Genomic DNA, 15,018 nt, shown 5'->3' with positions numbered 1-15,018 from the left:
GTCTGCGGAGCCTCGCATTATAGGTAGGGTTTAGCGGGATGTGCAAGCATTTTTTGCCGACACGATTCGATCGACCGCTTGCGCCGCCGCGACGAGGCCGAAGGTGGCCGTCACCGTGACCGCCGAACCGTAGCCGGCGCAGTTCAGGCTGCCGTCGGTCGCGCAGGCGCCGGCCTGCGGCTGGGCCACCGGCTCGCGCGAGAAGACACAAGCCAGACGCGCTGCGCCCTTGCGCGGCACGACGCCGTCGCGGCGCAGGCGCTGACGCAGGCCGGCGAGCAGCGGGTCGTGCGTGGTCTCGGACAGGTCGGCGACCTCGACCCGCTGCGGCTCGCGTTTGCCGCCGGCGGCGCCGACGCAGATCACCGGCACGCCGCTGGCGATGCCCCAGGCGGCCAGTGCGGCCTTGGCACGCGCCTGGTCGCAGGCGTCGATCAGCACGTCGACCGGGCACGGCAGCAGCGCCGGCCAGTTGTCGGGCTCGACGAACTCCTCGACCCGCTGCACCTCGCAACCGGGGTGGATGTCGGCGATGCGTGCCGCCAGCGCATCGACCTTGGCCATGCCGAGCGTCGCGCCCAGGGCCTGGATCTGACGGTTGACGTTGGATTCGGCGACCTGGTCCAGGTCGATCAGCACGAGGCGGGCGACGCCGCAGCGCGCCAGGGCCTCGACGGCCCAGGAACCGACGCCGCCGACACCGACGACGGCCACACGCGCCGCGCGCAGCCGCTCGTAGCCGACGTCGCCGTACAGGCGCCGCAGCCCGCCGAAGCGCCGCTCCAGGTCGGCGGCGCCGTCGTCGAGCACGGCGCTCACTTCAGCGACGCCAGGCGCTCCTTGCCGGCCGCCGCCGCCTCGGACTTGGGATAAGTCTTCAGCAGTTCTTCGATCGTGCGGCGGGCGCCGCGCGTGTCCTTGGCTTCGGCCTGGCTGTTGGCCAGCGCCAGCAGCGCTTCGGGCGCACGCGGGTGTTGCGGCGCGGCGCTGACGAAGGCGCGGAAGCTCGCGATCGCGCCCTTGTAGTCGCGCTTGCCGTACTGCGCGTTGCCGAGCCAGAAGCGCGAAGAGTCGGCGTAACCGCTGGACGGGTAGCGCGTGAGGAAGTTCGACAGCGCGGCGGTCGCCTTGTCGAAGTCGCCGGTGCGCAGCACGCCCATGGCTTCCTCGTAGGCGGCACGTTCGTCGGCGGTGACCTCGAACTCCTTGCCGTCGATGCTGACCTTGGTCGGCTCGAGCTTGCGCAGGCGGTCGTCGAGCACCTGGCTCGCGTCCTTCTGGTGGCGCTGCAGCTCGGTGACGTCGCGCACCAGCTGCTCGTCGTTGCCGCGCAGCCGCGCGACCTCGGCGCGCAGCGCCTCCAGATCGTTGTTCAGCGACAGGATGTTCCGGCGCAGCGATTCGATGGTCTCGTTCTGCTGCGCCGCTGTCGCGGCAGACTGGTCTTCGACCGTGCGCAGGCGCTGGCGAAGATCCAGGATCGCCTTGCGCGCCTCGTCGTCGTCGAACAGGCCGGCGTGTGCCGGCATGCTGACGACGACCAGCGCGGCCAGGGCCACCGCAGCGGCCCCGGGCAGGCGCTTGAACGCACCCCGTAGCCCAGAGCGAACGACGGAAGGCGTGTCGCGGCGGACCAAGCTGCCGCCGCGACCCGGCTCCGCCGGGTCGCTGGCGGCGCCCCCTCGAGGGGGAGCGCCGAAGGCGCTACGGGGGTGGTTCATCACTTGTCCTTCAGCTCGACGCGACGGTTCTTGGCCCAGGCGGCTTCGTCGTGGCCCGGGTCGGCCGGACGTTCCTTGCCGAAGCTGACCGCTTCGACCTGGCCGTCGGTCGCGCCCATCACCTTCAGCGCCTTGACGACGGCTTCGGCACGCTTCTGGCCGAGGGCCAGGTTGTATTCGCGGCCACCGCGTTCGTCGGTGTGGCCTTCGGCGGTCAGGCGAGCGGCCTTGTCCAGCGTCAGGAACTTGCCGTTGGCGTCGATGACGGGCTTGTACTCGTCCTTGACGACGTAGCTGTCGAAGTCGAAGTAGACGGTGCGGGCCTTGGCGGCAGCCGCCGCGGCGGCATCACGGGCCGACAGTTCGACGGTGGCCACCTTGGACTGCGGCGTCGCGTTCGCGTTGGCATTCGCGTCGGCGGCGGGCTGGCGCGTCTCGACCGGGGCCTTCTTGTCGGCCAGGTCGGTCGTGGTGCCGCAGGCAGCCAGCAGCGCGGCCGCGACAGACAGCGCGGAAACGAGCGGCAGGCGGTGGAATCGGGTCATGGGATAACTCCTCTTAGAACAGTAACAGGAAGTACAACGTCGGCAAGGCGCAACCGGCCGACACGGTCAGCGTTCGAACGGCCCCCAGGCGGGCTCGCGCATGTCGGCACCGCTGGAAACCAGCCGTGTCTTGAACGAACCGTCGAGCGTGGTCGTCATCAGCACGTCGCGGCCTTGCTGACGCGTCGCATAGACGATCAGCTTGCCATTCGGCGCGAAACTCGGGCTCTCGTCGTCGCGGGTGTCGGTGAGCGTGCGCACACCGCCGGCCGCGAGGTCGAGCGTCATCAGCTTGAAGGCGTCACCCTGGCGCGAGACGTAGGCCAGCACCTTGCCGTCGGGGCTCACCGCGGGGCTGATGTTGTAGCCGCCGGTGAAGGTGACGCGTTGCGGGCCGCCGCCGTCCAGCGGCAGGCGGTAGATCTGCGGGCCACCGCCACGGTCGCTGACGAAGAAGATCGAGCGGCCGTCGGGCGCGTACACCGGCTCGGTGTCGATCGCGGTGCTGTTGGTCAGGCGGCGCGGCGTGCCGCCGGCGCGCGACATCGCGTAGAGCTGCGAGATGCCGTCGCGGGTCAGCGTCATCGCCAGTTCGCGGCCGTCGGGCGACCAGGCCGGGGCGCTGTTGGAGCCGCGGAAGTCGGCCAGCTTGCGCCGGCTACCGGTGATCAGGTCCTGAACCCAGACGACCGCCTTCTGCGTCTCGAAGGAGACGTAGGCGAGTTCGCGGCCGTCGGGCGACCAGGCCGGCGAGATGATCGGCTCGGGGCTGGCCAGCGCGACCTGCCCGCCTTCGCCGTCGGCGTCGGTGACGTTCAGCGTGTAGCGCTTGCCGGCCTTGACGACGTAGACGATGCGCGTCGCGTTGACGCCGCGTTCGCCGGTCAAGGCCTCGTAGATCGCGTCGGAGATGCGGTGCGCGGTCAGGCGCAGGTCGGCGGCCAGCACCAGCTTGGCCTGCGACACGAGCTGCTGGCCCTTGACGATGTCCCAGAGCGTGAAGCGGATGTCCAGCCGGCCGTCGGCCAGCCGTGTCACCGAGCCGACGACGACGGCGTCGATGCCGCGGGCACGCCACTCGGGTGCCGCGACGACGCTGCGTTCGTCCAGCGCGACCGGCGAGCCGTCGACGCGGAACATGCCGCTGCGTGTGAGGTCGGCGCCGACGATGCCCGAGATCGGGCTCGGCAACGAGCCTTCGTCACGGAACGGCGCGATGGCGATGGGGATCTGGCGGGCGCCGACGCCGGAGACGTCGACTCGGAATTGCGCGGCCGCCGGGAGGGCGGTACCGGCAGCGGCCAGGGCGGTGAGGAAACGGCGGCGCGGCCACAGAGGGCCGACGGACCGGTCTTCGAGGGCGGTGTTCAAAGCGGGATTCGGCTTCGCGTCGGCAACCGGGAATCTTGTGATTGTAGGCAGGCTGCGCAGTGGCCCCTCGAAGCGGCGGTGCAAGCACGGGTCCGACCGGGTGGTGCCGGCCGCTGCAGGCCGGCAGACTGACCCGCATCCAGGCCTGCGAAACGCCACCCGCGATGACGATCTCCCGCTACCCCGTGCCCGAGCTGAAGGACCTGCCCGAGGACCTGCGCGCCCGCATCCTCGAAGTGCAGGAGAAGGCCGGTTTCGTGCCCAACGTCTTCCTCGCGCTGGCCCACCGGCCGGCCGAGTGGCGCGCCTTCTTCGCCTATCACGACGCGCTGATGTCCAAGGAGACCGGCAGCCTGACCAAGGGCGAGCGCGAGATGATCGTCGTCGCCACCTCGGCGCGAAACCAGTGCCTGTACTGCGTCGTCGCGCACGGCGCGATCCTGCGCATCTACGAGAAGAAGCCGCTGCTCGCCGACCAGGTGGCGGTCAACCCCCTGAAGGCCGACATCCCGCCGCGCCAGCGTGCGATGCTGGACTTCGCGCTGAAGGTCTGCAGCGCCTCGCACGAGGTCGGCGAAGCCGACTTCGAGGCCCTGGCGGCGCACGGCTTCGACGCCGAGGACGCCTGGGACATCGCCGCGATCACCGCCTTCTTCGGTCTGTCCAACCGCATCGCCAACGTCATCGGCATGCGGCCCAACGACGAGTTCTTCGTCATGGGCCGCGTGCCGCGCGCCAAGAGCTGATCAGCGCGCTGGCGGCAGCAGCGCACGCAGCGTCGCCAGCGTGTCGGCCTCGTGCAGCGGCTTGTCGGGGCGCAGCCGCAGCATGCGCGGGAAACGCACCGCGATGCCGCTCTTGTGCCGGCCGCTCTCGGCCAGGCCCTCGAAGCCGAGCTCGAAGACCAGCGTCGGCCGCACGCTGCGCACCGGGCCGAACTTCTCCAGCGTGGTCTGCCGGATCACGCGGTCGACGGCGGCGAACTCGGCGTCGCTGAGGCCCGAATACGCCTTGGCGAAGGGCACCAGGCGCAGCGCCTCGGGGTCGGCCTCGGCGGCGGCGCCACGCCCGGCCGCCGCGGCCACCGCCTCGACGGCGGCCTCGGCTTCGGCAGCGTCCTGCGGCGTGCGGTTCCAGACCGCGAAGCTGTAGTCGGTGTAGACGCTCGCGCGCCGGCCGTGCCCGGCCTGGGCGTAGACCAGCACGCAGTCGACCGTATACGGCTCGATCTTCCACTTCCACCAGACGCCATCGGCCTTGGTGCGGCCGACGCCGTAGGCCGCGGCGCGGTGCTTGAGCATCAGCCCTTCGACACCACGCTCGCGCGCCTGGGCACGCCACGCGGCCAGGCCCGCCCAGTCGGGCGCCTGCACCTCGGGCGAGACGCGCAGCGGCGTCGCCGCGAGCAGCGCCTCCAGCCGAGCACGGCGCTCGTGCTGCGGCACGGCGCGCAGGTCATGGCCGCCGGCTTCGAGCAGGTCGTAGGCGACGAACACCACCGGCGCGTCGGCCAGCACCTTCTTCGTCAGCGTCTTGCGGGCGATGCGCTGCTGCAGCAGCGCGAACGGCGCCGGCCGCTCGTCGCCGGGGCGCCAGGCCAGGATCTCGCCGTCGAGCACCGTGCCCTCGGGCAAGGCGGCCGCGGCGGCGACGACCTCCGGGAAACGTTCGGTGACCAGTTCCTCGCCACGCGACCAGATCCAGCAGCCGCCGGCGCGGCGCACCAGCTGGGCGCGGATGCCGTCGTACTTCCACTCGGCCAGCCAGTCGGCCACCGGCCCCAGCGTGGCCGGCTCGGCCTGCAGCGGGTGGGCGAGGAAGAAGGGGTACGGACGGCCGGCGTCGGTGGCCGCGTCCTCGCCGGGCGCGACCAGCGCCCGGTAGCGCTCGGCGCTCGGCGTGGCGCGCGCGTCGGTGTAGCCCATCATGCGCTGGGCGATGCACTTGGCGTCCAGGCCCGAGGCCTCGGCCAGCGCGCGCTGCACCAGCAGGCGGCTGACGCCGACGCGGAAGCCGCCGCCGATCAGCTTGACGTGCAGGAAGCGGCCGGTGGCGTCCAGCGCCGCCCATTGTTCGGCCAGACGCGCGGCCTGCTCGGCCGGGGCCAGACCACGCAGCGGCAGCAGGCGCTGCTCCACCCATTCGGCCAGGCCGTCGTCGGACGCGCGCTCGGGCGCCGGCAGCACGTGGGCGATGGTCTCGGCGAGGTCGCCGACGGCCTGGTAGCAGGCCTCGAACAGCCAGTCGTCGAGGCCGGCGAGCTGTTGCGCGGTCGCGCGCAGCACGGCCGCCGGCACCAGCTGGCGCGGGCGGCCGCCGGCGAGGAAATAGACCGCCCAGGCGGCGTCCTCGGCCGGGGCTGCGGCGAAGTAACGCGCCAGCGCCGCCACCTTCTCGCTGGTGGCGGTGCTGGCGTCGAGCTGCAGATACAGCGCGGCGAACTGGCGCATCGTGCGGCCGGCGCCGCCCGGCTTACGGTTCCAGGTCCGCCTGGGGCTCGGCCGGCACCGGCGGGCGCACGACGGTCACCGGCACCGGGCAGTGCTCGAGCAGGGCCATCGCGACCGGGCCGACGCCCTCGCCTTCTTCCTGCGCGCCCATGATCACGGCGTCGCAGCCGTAGGTCTCGACCAGGTCGACGAGCACGTGGCCCGGCTCGCCGCCGGCCACTTCGCTCTCCCAGGACGCGCCAGCGGCCTCGAGCAGGGCTTCGGCCGGCGCCAGCAGGTCGGCACCGGCGGCGCGGCGCACGTCGTCGAGCACGGCCGCGTCGTGCGCGGTGACGACCTCGTACAGCGACGGCGGCGTCTGCACGTTGGCGAGCACGTAGCTCGCGTCCAGGCCCTCCTGGCGCAGGCGCAGCGCGTACTGCACGGCGAACAGAGCGGACGGAGTGCCATCGACGGGCAACAGGATCTTCATCACCGGGACCTTCGGGTTTTGGGTCAAGTCTCGCGCCTAGGTTAACCCTAGACTGGCCGCATGAGCACCCGCCATCTGGATTCGTTGTTCGAACCCCGCTCGGTCGCGGTGTTCGGCGCCTCCGATCGCCCTTCGAGCCTCGGGGCCACCGTCTGGGCCAACGTCGCCGGCAGCGGCTTCGAGGGCCCGGTCTGGGCCGTCAACCCGCGCCGGCCGGTGCTGGGCGGCGAACGCGCCTACGCGCGCGCCGCCGACCTGCCCGAGGCGCCCGAGCTCGCCGTGCTGTGCACGCCGCCGGACACCGTCGCCAAGCTGGTGGCCGAACTCGGCAAACGCGGCACGCGCGCGGCGATCGTGATGACCGCCGGGCTGTCGCCGCGGCAGCGCAGCGCGGTGCAGGACGCCGCGCGCCCGCATCTGCTGCGCGTGCTGGGCCCGGACTGCCTGGGGCTGCTGAACCCGCGGCTCAAGCTCAACGCCAGCTTCGCCCACGTCACCGCGGCGCCGGGCTCGCTGGCCTTCGTCTCGCAGTCGGGCGCGCTGGTCACCGCGCTGCTGGACTGGGCGGCGGCACGCGGCGTCGGCTTCTCGCTGTTCGCGGCGCTGGGCGAGCAGCTCGACGTCGACTTCGGCGACCTGATCGACTACCTCGCCAGCGACGCCCACACACGCGCCATCCTGCTCTATGTCGAGACGGTGACCGACGCGCGCAAGTTCATGTCCGCGGCCCGCGCCGCGGCGCGCAACAAGCCGGTGCTGATCGTCAAGGCCGGCCGCACCCAGGCCGGGCAGCGCGCCGCGGCTTCGCACACCGGCGTGCTGGCGAGTTCGGACCTGGTCTTCGACGCCGCGATCCGCCGCGCCGGCATGCTGCGCGTGCAGACGCTGCAGGAACTCTTCGCCGCCGCCGAGACGCTGTCGCACCCGCGGCTGACGCTGCGCGGCCCGGCGGCCGTTCAGCGCGAGCGCCTGACGGTGCTGACCAACGGCGGCGGTGCCGGCGTGCTGGCCGCCGACGCCGCGCAGGCCGCCGACGTGACGCTGGCCGAGCCCAGCGCCGCGGTCTACGCCGCGCTCGACCGCGTGCTGCCGCCGCGCTGGTCGCGCGCCAACCCGGTGGACATCGTCGGCGACGCGCCGGTGCAGCGTTATGTCGACGCCATCGCCGCGCTGCACACCGACGCCTCGCCCGGCACGCTGCTCTTCGTGCACGCGCCGACGGCCATCGTGCCGGCAGCCGAGATCGCACGCGCGGTGATCCCGTCGCTGCAGCGCTCGCCGCTGCAGCCGATGACCTGCTGGCTGGGCGGCGACGCGGTGCGCGAGGCGCGTGCGCTGTGCCACGCCGCCGGCCTGGCGACCTACGACACGCCCGAGGACGCGGTGCGTGCGCTGGGCATGCTGCAGACCTACCGCCGCAACCAGGAGCTGCTGATCCAGACGCCGCCGGCCTCGCCGCCCGAGCCGCTGTGGCACGCCGCCCAGGTGCACGCGCCGATCGACGCCGCACTCGCCGAAGGCCGCGAGTGGCTGACCGAGCCCGAGGCCAAGGCGGTGCTGGCCGCCGTCGGCGTGCCGGTCGTCGCGACGCATTCGGTCGCGCCGGAGCCCGAGGCCGCCGTCGCCGCGGCGCAGGCGCTGGGTTTCCCGGTGGCGCTGAAGATCGTCGCGCCCGAACTCGGCCACAAGAGCGACATCGGCGGCGTCGCGCTCGACCTCGACGACGCCGCCTCGGTGCGCGACGCCGCCACGGCCATGCTGCGCCGCGTGCGCGAGCGCCAGCCGGGCGCGGCGATCACCGGTTTCTCGGTGCAGACCATGGTGCGCCGCGCCAGCGGGCTGGAGCTGATCGTCGGCGCGACGCTGGACCCGCTGTTCGGCCCGGTGATCCTGTTCGGCGCCGGGGGCACCGCGGTCGAGGTCGTCGCCGACCGTGCCGTCGCCCTGCCGCCGCTGAACCGGCCGCTGGCGCGGGCACTGATCGAACGCACGCGGGTCGCCCGGCTGCTGGCCGGCTGGCGCGACGTGCCGGCAGCCGACGTCGACGCGGTCTGCGACGTGCTGGTGCGGGTCTCGCAGCTGCTGGCCGACGAGCCGCGCATTGCCGAACTCGACCTCAACCCGCTGCTCGCCGACGCGCACGGCGTGCTGGCGCTGGACGCACGCATCCGCGTCGACGCGCGCGGCCCCGGCGGCAGCCGGCGCTTCGCGATCCGGCCCTACCCGTCGGACCTGAGCGAGACCGTCGCCTGGCAGGACCGCCAGCTGACGCTGCGCCCGATCCGCCCCGAGGACGAGCCGCAACACCTGGAGTTTTTGGCCAGACTGGACCCGAACGACGTGCGCATGCGCGTCTTCTACAGCCGGCGCAGCATCGAGCACAGCGAACTGGCCCGGCTGACGCAGATCGACTACGAACGCGAGATGGCCTTCGTCGCCACCGCACCCAAGGCCGACGGCGCGGGCGAAGAGACGCTGGGCGTGGTGCGCGCGCTCTGCGACCCGGACAACGTGGAGGCCGAGTTCGGCATCGTCGTGCGTTCGGACATCAAGGGCGGGCGGCTGGGCGAGCGCCTGATGCGCAAGCTGATCGTTTACCTGAAGGCGCGCGGCACGCAGCGCCTGGTGGCCACCGTGCTCAGCGAGAACCGCCGCATGCTGGACCTGGCCGGCCGCCTGGGCTTCGACTACGACGTCGAGCAGCCCGAGCCGGGCACACGGCGTATCGTGCTGACGCTCTAGGCCGGCTCGCCGTCCTGCGATCCGTACTCGGTGCGGAAGCTGTCGGCGTCCAGCCCCTGCTCGCAGAGCCAGCGCACCATCACCGCCTCGTAGCCGTGCGTGATGAGCACACGTTCGGCGCCGGTGGCGACGATGGCGCGCTGCAGCCCGGGCCAGTCGGCGTGGTCGCTGAGCACGAAGCCGCGGTCCACGCCCTGGCGCCGGCGTGCGCCGCGCAACTGCATCCAGCCGCTGGCGAAGGCGTCCGCGTAGTCGCCCAGCCGGCGCGCCCAGGCGCTGCCGTGCACCGCCGGCGGCGCGACGACCAGCGCCCGCGACAGCGCCGCCTTGTCGAGCGCGTCGATCGTCTGCGTGGCCGGCAGCGCGACACCGGCGGCGCGGTAGGCCTCGTTGACCGACTCGACCGCGCCGTGGGTGACGATGGGCCCGATCGACGCGTCGACACCGGCCAGCAGGCGCTGCGCCTTGCCGAAGCTGTAGCCCAGCAGCAGGCTGGCGCGTCCGGCCTCGGCGTTGGCGCGCCACCAGGCGTCGATCTCGGCGAAGACCTCGGCCTGGCGCCGCCAGCGGTAGATCGGCAGGCCGAAAGTGCTCTCGGTGATGAAGCAGTGGCAGCGCTGCGGCTCGAACGGCGGGCAGGTCGGGTTGCGTTCGTCGGCATGGGCGCTGGCGAAGTAGTCGCCCGAGGCCACCCAGACCTGGCCGCGGTGCTCCAGCCGCACCTGGGCCGAGCCGAGCACGTGGCCGGCCGGGTGCAGGCTGACGCGCACGCCGCCGATGTCGACGGCTTCGCCCCAGGCCAGCGGCTGCAGCGTGATGTCGCCCAGGCGCGCACGCAGCACGCCGGCGCCGTCGGCCTGCGCCAGGTAGGCGCCGTGGCCGCGGCGCGCATGGTCGGCGTGGGCGTGGGTGATGACGGCGCGCGCCACCGGCCGCCAGGGGTCGACGTGGAAGTCGCCGGCCGGGCAGTACAGGCCTTCGGGGCGCTGGACGAGCAGGTCCTCGCTCATCGGCCGTGCACTCCGGCCGGCGCAGTGTCGTGCGGGCGCCTCGTTGCGGCGCCGGCCGCGACCCGGCCCGACGACAATCGACTCATGAGCGGCCCCCGAGAACTCCGTCTGCTGGACGACGACGATAGCGCCAACCCGCTGCGCGTGATGCTGGACCCGCGCGGCCGCGTCTCGCGCCGCACCTTCTGGCTGTACGGCGTCGTCGCGCTCGGCGGCCTCGGGCTGCTGGGGAGGGCGCTGCTGGACATCGCGCGTGTCGAGGCCGAACACCGCGACGCGCTCTTGAACATGCTGCTCGTCTGGCCCGGCATCGCCGTCTCGGCCAAACGCTGGCGCGACCGCGACCGCTCGGGCTGGTGGGTCGCCGTCGGCCTGATCCCGGTGATCGGCCAGATCTGGATGCTGCTGGACAACGGCTTCGTGCGCGGCACCGCCGGGCCCAACCGCTTCGGGCCGCCGCCGCTCAGCTGACTCAGCGGCCTTCCTCTCGCACCCAGCAGGCCACGCGCCGGCCGGCCACCTCGGCCAGCGCCGGGCGTTCGCCGGCGCAGCGCGGTTCGGCGATCGAGCAGCGCGCGTGGAAGGCGCAGCCGGCCGGCGGCGACAGCGGCGACGGCAGCTCGCCGGCCAGCACGATGCGCTGGCGCCGCGCCGCCGGGTCGATGGTCGGCGTGGCCGACAGCAGGGCCTGCGTGTAGGGGTGCTGCGGCGCCTCGAACAGCGCCTCGCGAGCGCCCTGCTCCACCGCGCGGCCCAGGTACATGACCATCACCTCGTCGGCCATGTGGCGCACGACGCCCAGGTCGTGCGAGATGAAGACGTAGGCCACGCCGAGCTCGGCCTGCAGGTCGGCCAGCAGGTTGAGCACCTGGGCGCGCACCGAGACGTCGAGCGCCGAGACCGGCTCGTCGAGCACCAGCACGCGCGGGCGCAGCATCAGCGCGCGTGCGATCGCGATGCGCTGGCGCTGGCCGCCGCTGAACATGTGCGGCCAGCGGCCGTAGTGTTCGTCGCGCAGGCCGACGCGGCGCAGCATCTCGCGCGCCGCCGCCTCGCGCGACGCGGCGTCGCCCTCGCCCTGCACCTCGAGCGGCTCGGTCAGCGCGGCGCCCACCGTCTGGCGCGGGTTCAGCGAGCCGTAGGGGTTCTGGAAGACGATCTGCACCGCGCGGCGCAGCGCCCGGCGGCGGTCGGCGTCGGCGCCGGCGACGTCCTGACCGTCGACCAGCAGCCGGCCGCCCGAGGGCGGCTCGATCATCGTCAGCACCCGCGCCAGCGTGCTCTTGCCGCAGCCCGACTCGCCGACCACGGCCAGCGTGCGCCCGGCCTCGACGGCGAACGAGACGCCGGCCAGCGCGTGCACGACGCCCGGCTTGGCGAACAGCCCGCGGCGCAGCTCGTAGCGGCGCTGCAGGTCCTCGGCGACCAGCACGGCGCTCACGTCGGCACTCCTCGGATCAACGGAAAGTGGCACAGCGCCCGGCCCAGCTCGTCGCCGGCGTGGCCGGGCGGCGTCGCGCAGCGCGGCTGCGCATGCGGGCAGCGCGGCGCGAACAGGCAGCCCTCGGGGCGGTCGAACTGCCCCGGCACGACGCCGGGGATCGCCGCCAGGCGCTGGCCGGCGGCGGCACGTTCGGGCAGCGCCGCCAGCAGCGCCGCGGTGTAGGGGTGGTGCGGGTCGGCGAACAAGGCGTCGACCGGCGCCGTCTCGACCTGGCGCCCGGCGTACTGCACGACGACGCGGTCGGCGGTCTCGGCGACGACGCCCAGGTCGTGCGTGATCAGCACCAGCGCCATGCCGGTCTCGCGCTGCAGCGCCAGCAGCAGGTCCAGGATCTGCGCCTGGATCGTCACGTCCAAAGCCGTGGTCGGCTCGTCGGCGATCAGCAGCCGCGGCTTGCAGGCCAGCGCCATCGCGATCATCACGCGCTGGCACATGCCGCCCGACAGCTGGTGCGGGAAGGCCGTGGCGCGGCGCGCGGCGTCGGGGATGCCGACCTGCTCGAGCAGCTCGACGACGCGCCGCTTGCGCGCCGCGCGGTCCAGCCCGAGGTGCGTGGCCAGCGCCTCGCCGACCTGCCAGCCGACCGTGAAACACGGGTTCAGCGAGGACATCGGCTCCTGGAACACCATCGCGACGTCGCGGCCGACGAGCGCGCGGCGCTGCCTGGCGCTCAGCGTGCGCAGGTCCTGGCCGTCGAAAGCCATGCGGTCGGCGGTGACGGTGGCCGTCCACGGCAGCAGGCCCATCACGGCGAGCATCGCCACCGACTTGCCCGAGCCCGACTCGCCGACCACGGCCAGCACCTCGTCGCGCTCGACGACGAGATCGATGCCGTCGACGGCGGTGAAGGCGCCGTGGCGCGTGGCGAAGCGCACGCGCAGGTTGCGGATGTCGAGGAGGCTCATGAGATTTGGTTCGGCAGCGTTCGCGAGCCTTGCGGCGGGCGGAGCGGGCGGCAGCCGCCGGGGGTTCCGCCTCGGCGGTCGGCCCTGCGGGCCGACTCCGCTGCGCTGCTCGGCTTCGCGGTCGCGCGGCCCAACTCGCTGCGCTCACTGCGTGAGCTCCGCTCAAACAGTCGGCCGCGAGTCAGATCACGATGCGCGCTGACGCGCGCCGACCGCGAAGCCTGCGCTGCTCGCCGCCTCCAGTCACCCCCGACGGCTGCCGCCCGCTCCGCCTGCACACGACAGTGGAACGCCGGCAGGCCCGGTGGCGCTGCGTCAAGGGTGGTCGAAAGCTGCTTCACGACCGCCTCATCTTCGGATCGAGCGCGTCGCGCAGCCCGTCGCCCATCAGGTTGATCGAGACGACGGTGACGAGGATCGCCAGGCCGGGCAGCGTGACCATCCAGGGGTCGGAGCGGATGAACTCGCGTGCGTCGGCGAGCATCGTGCCCCACTCGGCGGTGGGCGGCTGCGCGCCCAGACCGAGGAAGCCGAGCGCCGCAGCTTCGAGGATCGCGTCGCTGACGCCGAGTGCCGCCTGCACGATCAGCGGCGACAGGCAGTTGGGCAGCACCGTGCGGAACATCAGCCGCACCGGGCCGACGCCGGCCACGCGCGCCGCGACGACGTAGTCCTTGCCGAGCTCGGCCAGCGCCGAGGCGCGCACCAGGCGCACGTAGCGCGGCAGGTAGACGATGGTCACCGCGACGATGGTGTTGAACAGGTTGGGCCCGAGCACCGCGACGACCAGGATCGCCAGCACCAGGCTGGGCACGGCCATGATCAGGTCCATCAGCCGCGTCACCGCGGTGTCCACCGCCAGCCCCAGCGGCCCCTTGAAGGACACGCAGGCCAGGCCCAGCAGCACGCCGAGCACGAAGGACACGCCCATCACCGCGATGCCGATGAACAGCGACACGCGCGCGCCGTGGATCAGCCGCGACAGCATGTCGCGGCCCAGGCTGTCGGTGCCGAAGACGAACTGCGCATGGCCGCCTTCGACCCACATCGGCGGCAAACGCACCGACTCGCGGAACTGCTCGGTCGGCGAGTAAGGCGCGATAACGTCGGCGCCCAGCGCCAGCAGCACGACGAAGGCGACGACGACCAGGCCCGCCACCGCGCCGCGGTTCTCGCGGAACGCAGCCCAGAAGGCGCGCAGCGGCGACAGCTCGGCGGCGGGTTTTGCGGAAACCGTTGCGACCTCAGCCATGCCGGATCCTCGGGTTCAGCAGCCCGTAGGCCAGGTCGACGAGCAGGTTGACGCCGATGACGATCGACGAGATCAGCATCACGCCGCCCTGCAGCGCCGGGTAGTCGCGGCGCGAGATCGACTCGATCAGCCACTTGCCGACACCCGGCCAGGAGAAGATCGTCTCGGTCAGCACCGCGCCGGCCATCAGCGTGCCGACCTGCAGGCCGACGATGGTCACCACCGGGATCATCGCGTTGCGCAAGGCGTGCAGACCGACGACGCGCCACGGCGGCAGGCCCTTGGCGCGTGCAGTGCGCACGTAGTCCTCGCCCAGCACCTCCAGCATCGCCGAGCGTGTCATGCGCGCGATGACCGCCAGCGGGATCGTGCCCAGCACGATGGCCGGCAGCACCAGGTGGTGCAGCGCGTCCTTCACCGCGCCTTCCTGGCCCGACAGCCAGGCGTCGATGACCATGAAGCCGGTCACCGGCTCGAAGTAGAACTGGATCAGGTCGATGCGGCCCGACACCGGGGTCAGCCCCCAGCGCTCGGCGACGAACATGATCAGCAGCAGGCCCCACCAGAAGATCGGCATCGAGTAGCCGGTCACCGACAGGCCCATCAGCACCTGGTCGTAGACGCTGCCGCGGCGCGCCGCGGCGATGGTGCCGGCGGGGATGCCCAGCAGCACCGCCAGCAGCATGCCGGCGGCGGCCAGTTCCAGCGTCGCCGGGAACAGCGCCGCGAACTCGGTGAGCACCTTCTGGTTGGTCGCCAGCGAGGTGCCGAAGTCGCCGTGCAGCAACTGGCCGCAGTAGTCGAGGAACTGCTTCCAGACCGGCTGGTCCAGGCCGAGCTCGTGGCGGAACATCGCCAGCCGCTCGGGGCTGATGCCGCGCTCGCCGACACGCACCTCGACCGGATCGCCCGGCACCAGGCGGATCGCGACGAAGGTCACGAACATCAGCGCGACGAAGGTCGGCAGCGTCAGCGCCAGGCGGCGCAGGAGGAAGCGGAACATCCGGGGGACTTCAGACAGGGCGGCCGGCGCTCGCCGGCCGCCG

The 15,018-nt window shown here is 72.8% G+C and carries 14 protein-coding genes; 3 read left to right on the top strand and 11 right to left on the bottom strand.

Annotated elements, in window-relative coordinates; genetic code table 11:
* Nucleotides 1–30 precede the first annotated feature (30 nt).
* The 4 genes from RGE_RS05460 to tolB form a co-directional block, all read right to left on the bottom strand.
* Nucleotides 31–819 (bottom strand): tRNA threonylcarbamoyladenosine dehydratase, encoded by a 789-nt coding sequence (locus tag RGE_RS05460; protein WP_043783831.1) that lies wholly within the window; start codon nucleotides 817–819, stop codon nucleotides 31–33.
* The gene (ybgF, locus tag RGE_RS05455; RefSeq protein ID WP_014427325.1) at nucleotides 816–1,559 is read right to left on the bottom strand and encodes a tol-pal system protein YbgF; all 744 of its coding nucleotides are present in this window, start codon (nucleotides 1,557–1,559) and stop codon (nucleotides 816–818) included. Before ybgF ends, RGE_RS05460 begins: the two co-directional genes overlap by 4 nt.
* 161 nt (nucleotides 1,560–1,720) lie before the next feature.
* Complete coding sequence (gene pal, locus RGE_RS05450; protein ID WP_014427324.1) at nucleotides 1,721–2,266, bottom strand: peptidoglycan-associated lipoprotein Pal; 546 nt, start codon at nucleotides 2,264–2,266, stop codon at nucleotides 1,721–1,723.
* 66 nt (nucleotides 2,267–2,332) lie between these two features.
* Nucleotides 2,333–3,637: a Tol-Pal system beta propeller repeat protein TolB gene (gene tolB, locus RGE_RS05445; RefSeq protein ID WP_014427323.1), complete on the bottom strand. Its 1,305-nt coding sequence runs from the start codon at nucleotides 3,635–3,637 to the stop codon at nucleotides 2,333–2,335.
* A gap of 164 nt (nucleotides 3,638–3,801) precedes the next feature.
* Here tolB and RGE_RS05440 point away from each other — a divergent pair, with 164 nt between their 5' ends.
* Entirely contained in the window at nucleotides 3,802–4,383 is a 582-nt protein-coding gene (locus RGE_RS05440) for a peroxidase-related enzyme (protein WP_014427322.1), read from the top strand.
* Here the strand turns inward: RGE_RS05440 and RGE_RS05435 are convergent, their stop codons facing one another.
* The gene (locus tag RGE_RS05435; RefSeq protein WP_014427321.1) at nucleotides 4,384–6,087 is read right to left on the bottom strand and encodes an ATP-dependent DNA ligase; all 1,704 of its coding nucleotides are present in this window, start codon (nucleotides 6,085–6,087) and stop codon (nucleotides 4,384–4,386) included.
* A gap of 22 nt (nucleotides 6,088–6,109) precedes the next feature.
* On the bottom strand, nucleotides 6,110–6,559 hold the full coding sequence (locus RGE_RS05430; RefSeq protein ID WP_043783830.1) for a universal stress protein: 450 nt from the start codon (nucleotides 6,557–6,559) through the stop codon (nucleotides 6,110–6,112).
* 60 nt (nucleotides 6,560–6,619) lie between these two features.
* Here RGE_RS05430 and RGE_RS05425 point away from each other — a divergent pair, with 60 nt between their 5' ends.
* Complete coding sequence (locus tag RGE_RS05425; RefSeq protein ID WP_014427319.1) at nucleotides 6,620–9,301, top strand: bifunctional acetate--CoA ligase family protein/GNAT family N-acetyltransferase; 2,682 nt, start codon at nucleotides 6,620–6,622, stop codon at nucleotides 9,299–9,301.
* On the opposite strand, the gene RGE_RS05420 is transcribed toward RGE_RS05425, so the two are convergent.
* The gene (locus RGE_RS05420; RefSeq protein WP_014427318.1) at nucleotides 9,298–10,311 is read right to left on the bottom strand and encodes a ligase-associated DNA damage response exonuclease; all 1,014 of its coding nucleotides are present in this window, start codon (nucleotides 10,309–10,311) and stop codon (nucleotides 9,298–9,300) included. The genes RGE_RS05425 and RGE_RS05420 overlap by 4 nt on opposite strands.
* Before the next feature lie 84 nt (nucleotides 10,312–10,395).
* Here RGE_RS05420 and RGE_RS05415 point away from each other — a divergent pair, with 84 nt between their 5' ends.
* On the top strand, nucleotides 10,396–10,782 hold the full coding sequence (locus tag RGE_RS05415) for a DUF805 domain-containing protein (protein ID WP_014427317.1): 387 nt from the start codon (nucleotides 10,396–10,398) through the stop codon (nucleotides 10,780–10,782).
* Between the two features lies 1 nt (nucleotide 10,783).
* On the opposite strand, the gene RGE_RS05410 is transcribed toward RGE_RS05415, so the two are convergent.
* The 4 genes from RGE_RS05410 to RGE_RS05395 form a co-directional block, all read right to left on the bottom strand.
* Nucleotides 10,784–11,752, bottom strand: coding sequence for a dipeptide ABC transporter ATP-binding protein (locus RGE_RS05410; protein WP_014427316.1), 969 nt, complete (start codon nucleotides 11,750–11,752; stop codon nucleotides 10,784–10,786).
* Nucleotides 11,749–12,720: an ABC transporter ATP-binding protein gene (locus tag RGE_RS05405; RefSeq protein WP_014427315.1), complete on the bottom strand. Its 972-nt coding sequence runs from the start codon at nucleotides 12,718–12,720 to the stop codon at nucleotides 11,749–11,751. Before RGE_RS05405 ends, RGE_RS05410 begins: the two co-directional genes overlap by 4 nt.
* A 337-nt stretch (nucleotides 12,721–13,057) precedes the next feature.
* Nucleotides 13,058–13,972 carry an ABC transporter permease subunit gene (locus tag RGE_RS05400; RefSeq protein WP_014427314.1) on the bottom strand — a complete coding sequence of 305 codons (915 nt, stop codon included), beginning with the start codon at nucleotides 13,970–13,972 and terminating at the stop codon, nucleotides 13,058–13,060.
* Entirely contained in the window at nucleotides 13,965–14,975 is a 1,011-nt protein-coding gene (locus RGE_RS05395) for an ABC transporter permease subunit (RefSeq protein WP_014427313.1), read from the bottom strand. The genes RGE_RS05400 and RGE_RS05395 overlap by 8 nt, the downstream gene beginning before the upstream one ends.
* Between the last annotated feature and the right edge of the window lie 43 nt (nucleotides 14,976–15,018).

It is taken from the genome of Rubrivivax gelatinosus IL144 (assembly GCF_000284255.1).
GTDB lineage: Bacteria > Pseudomonadota > Gammaproteobacteria > Burkholderiales > Burkholderiaceae_C > Rubrivivax > Rubrivivax gelatinosus_A.
The sequence above is the reverse complement of the archived record's forward strand: the minus strand, read 5'-3'. Positions and strand labels throughout refer to the sequence as shown.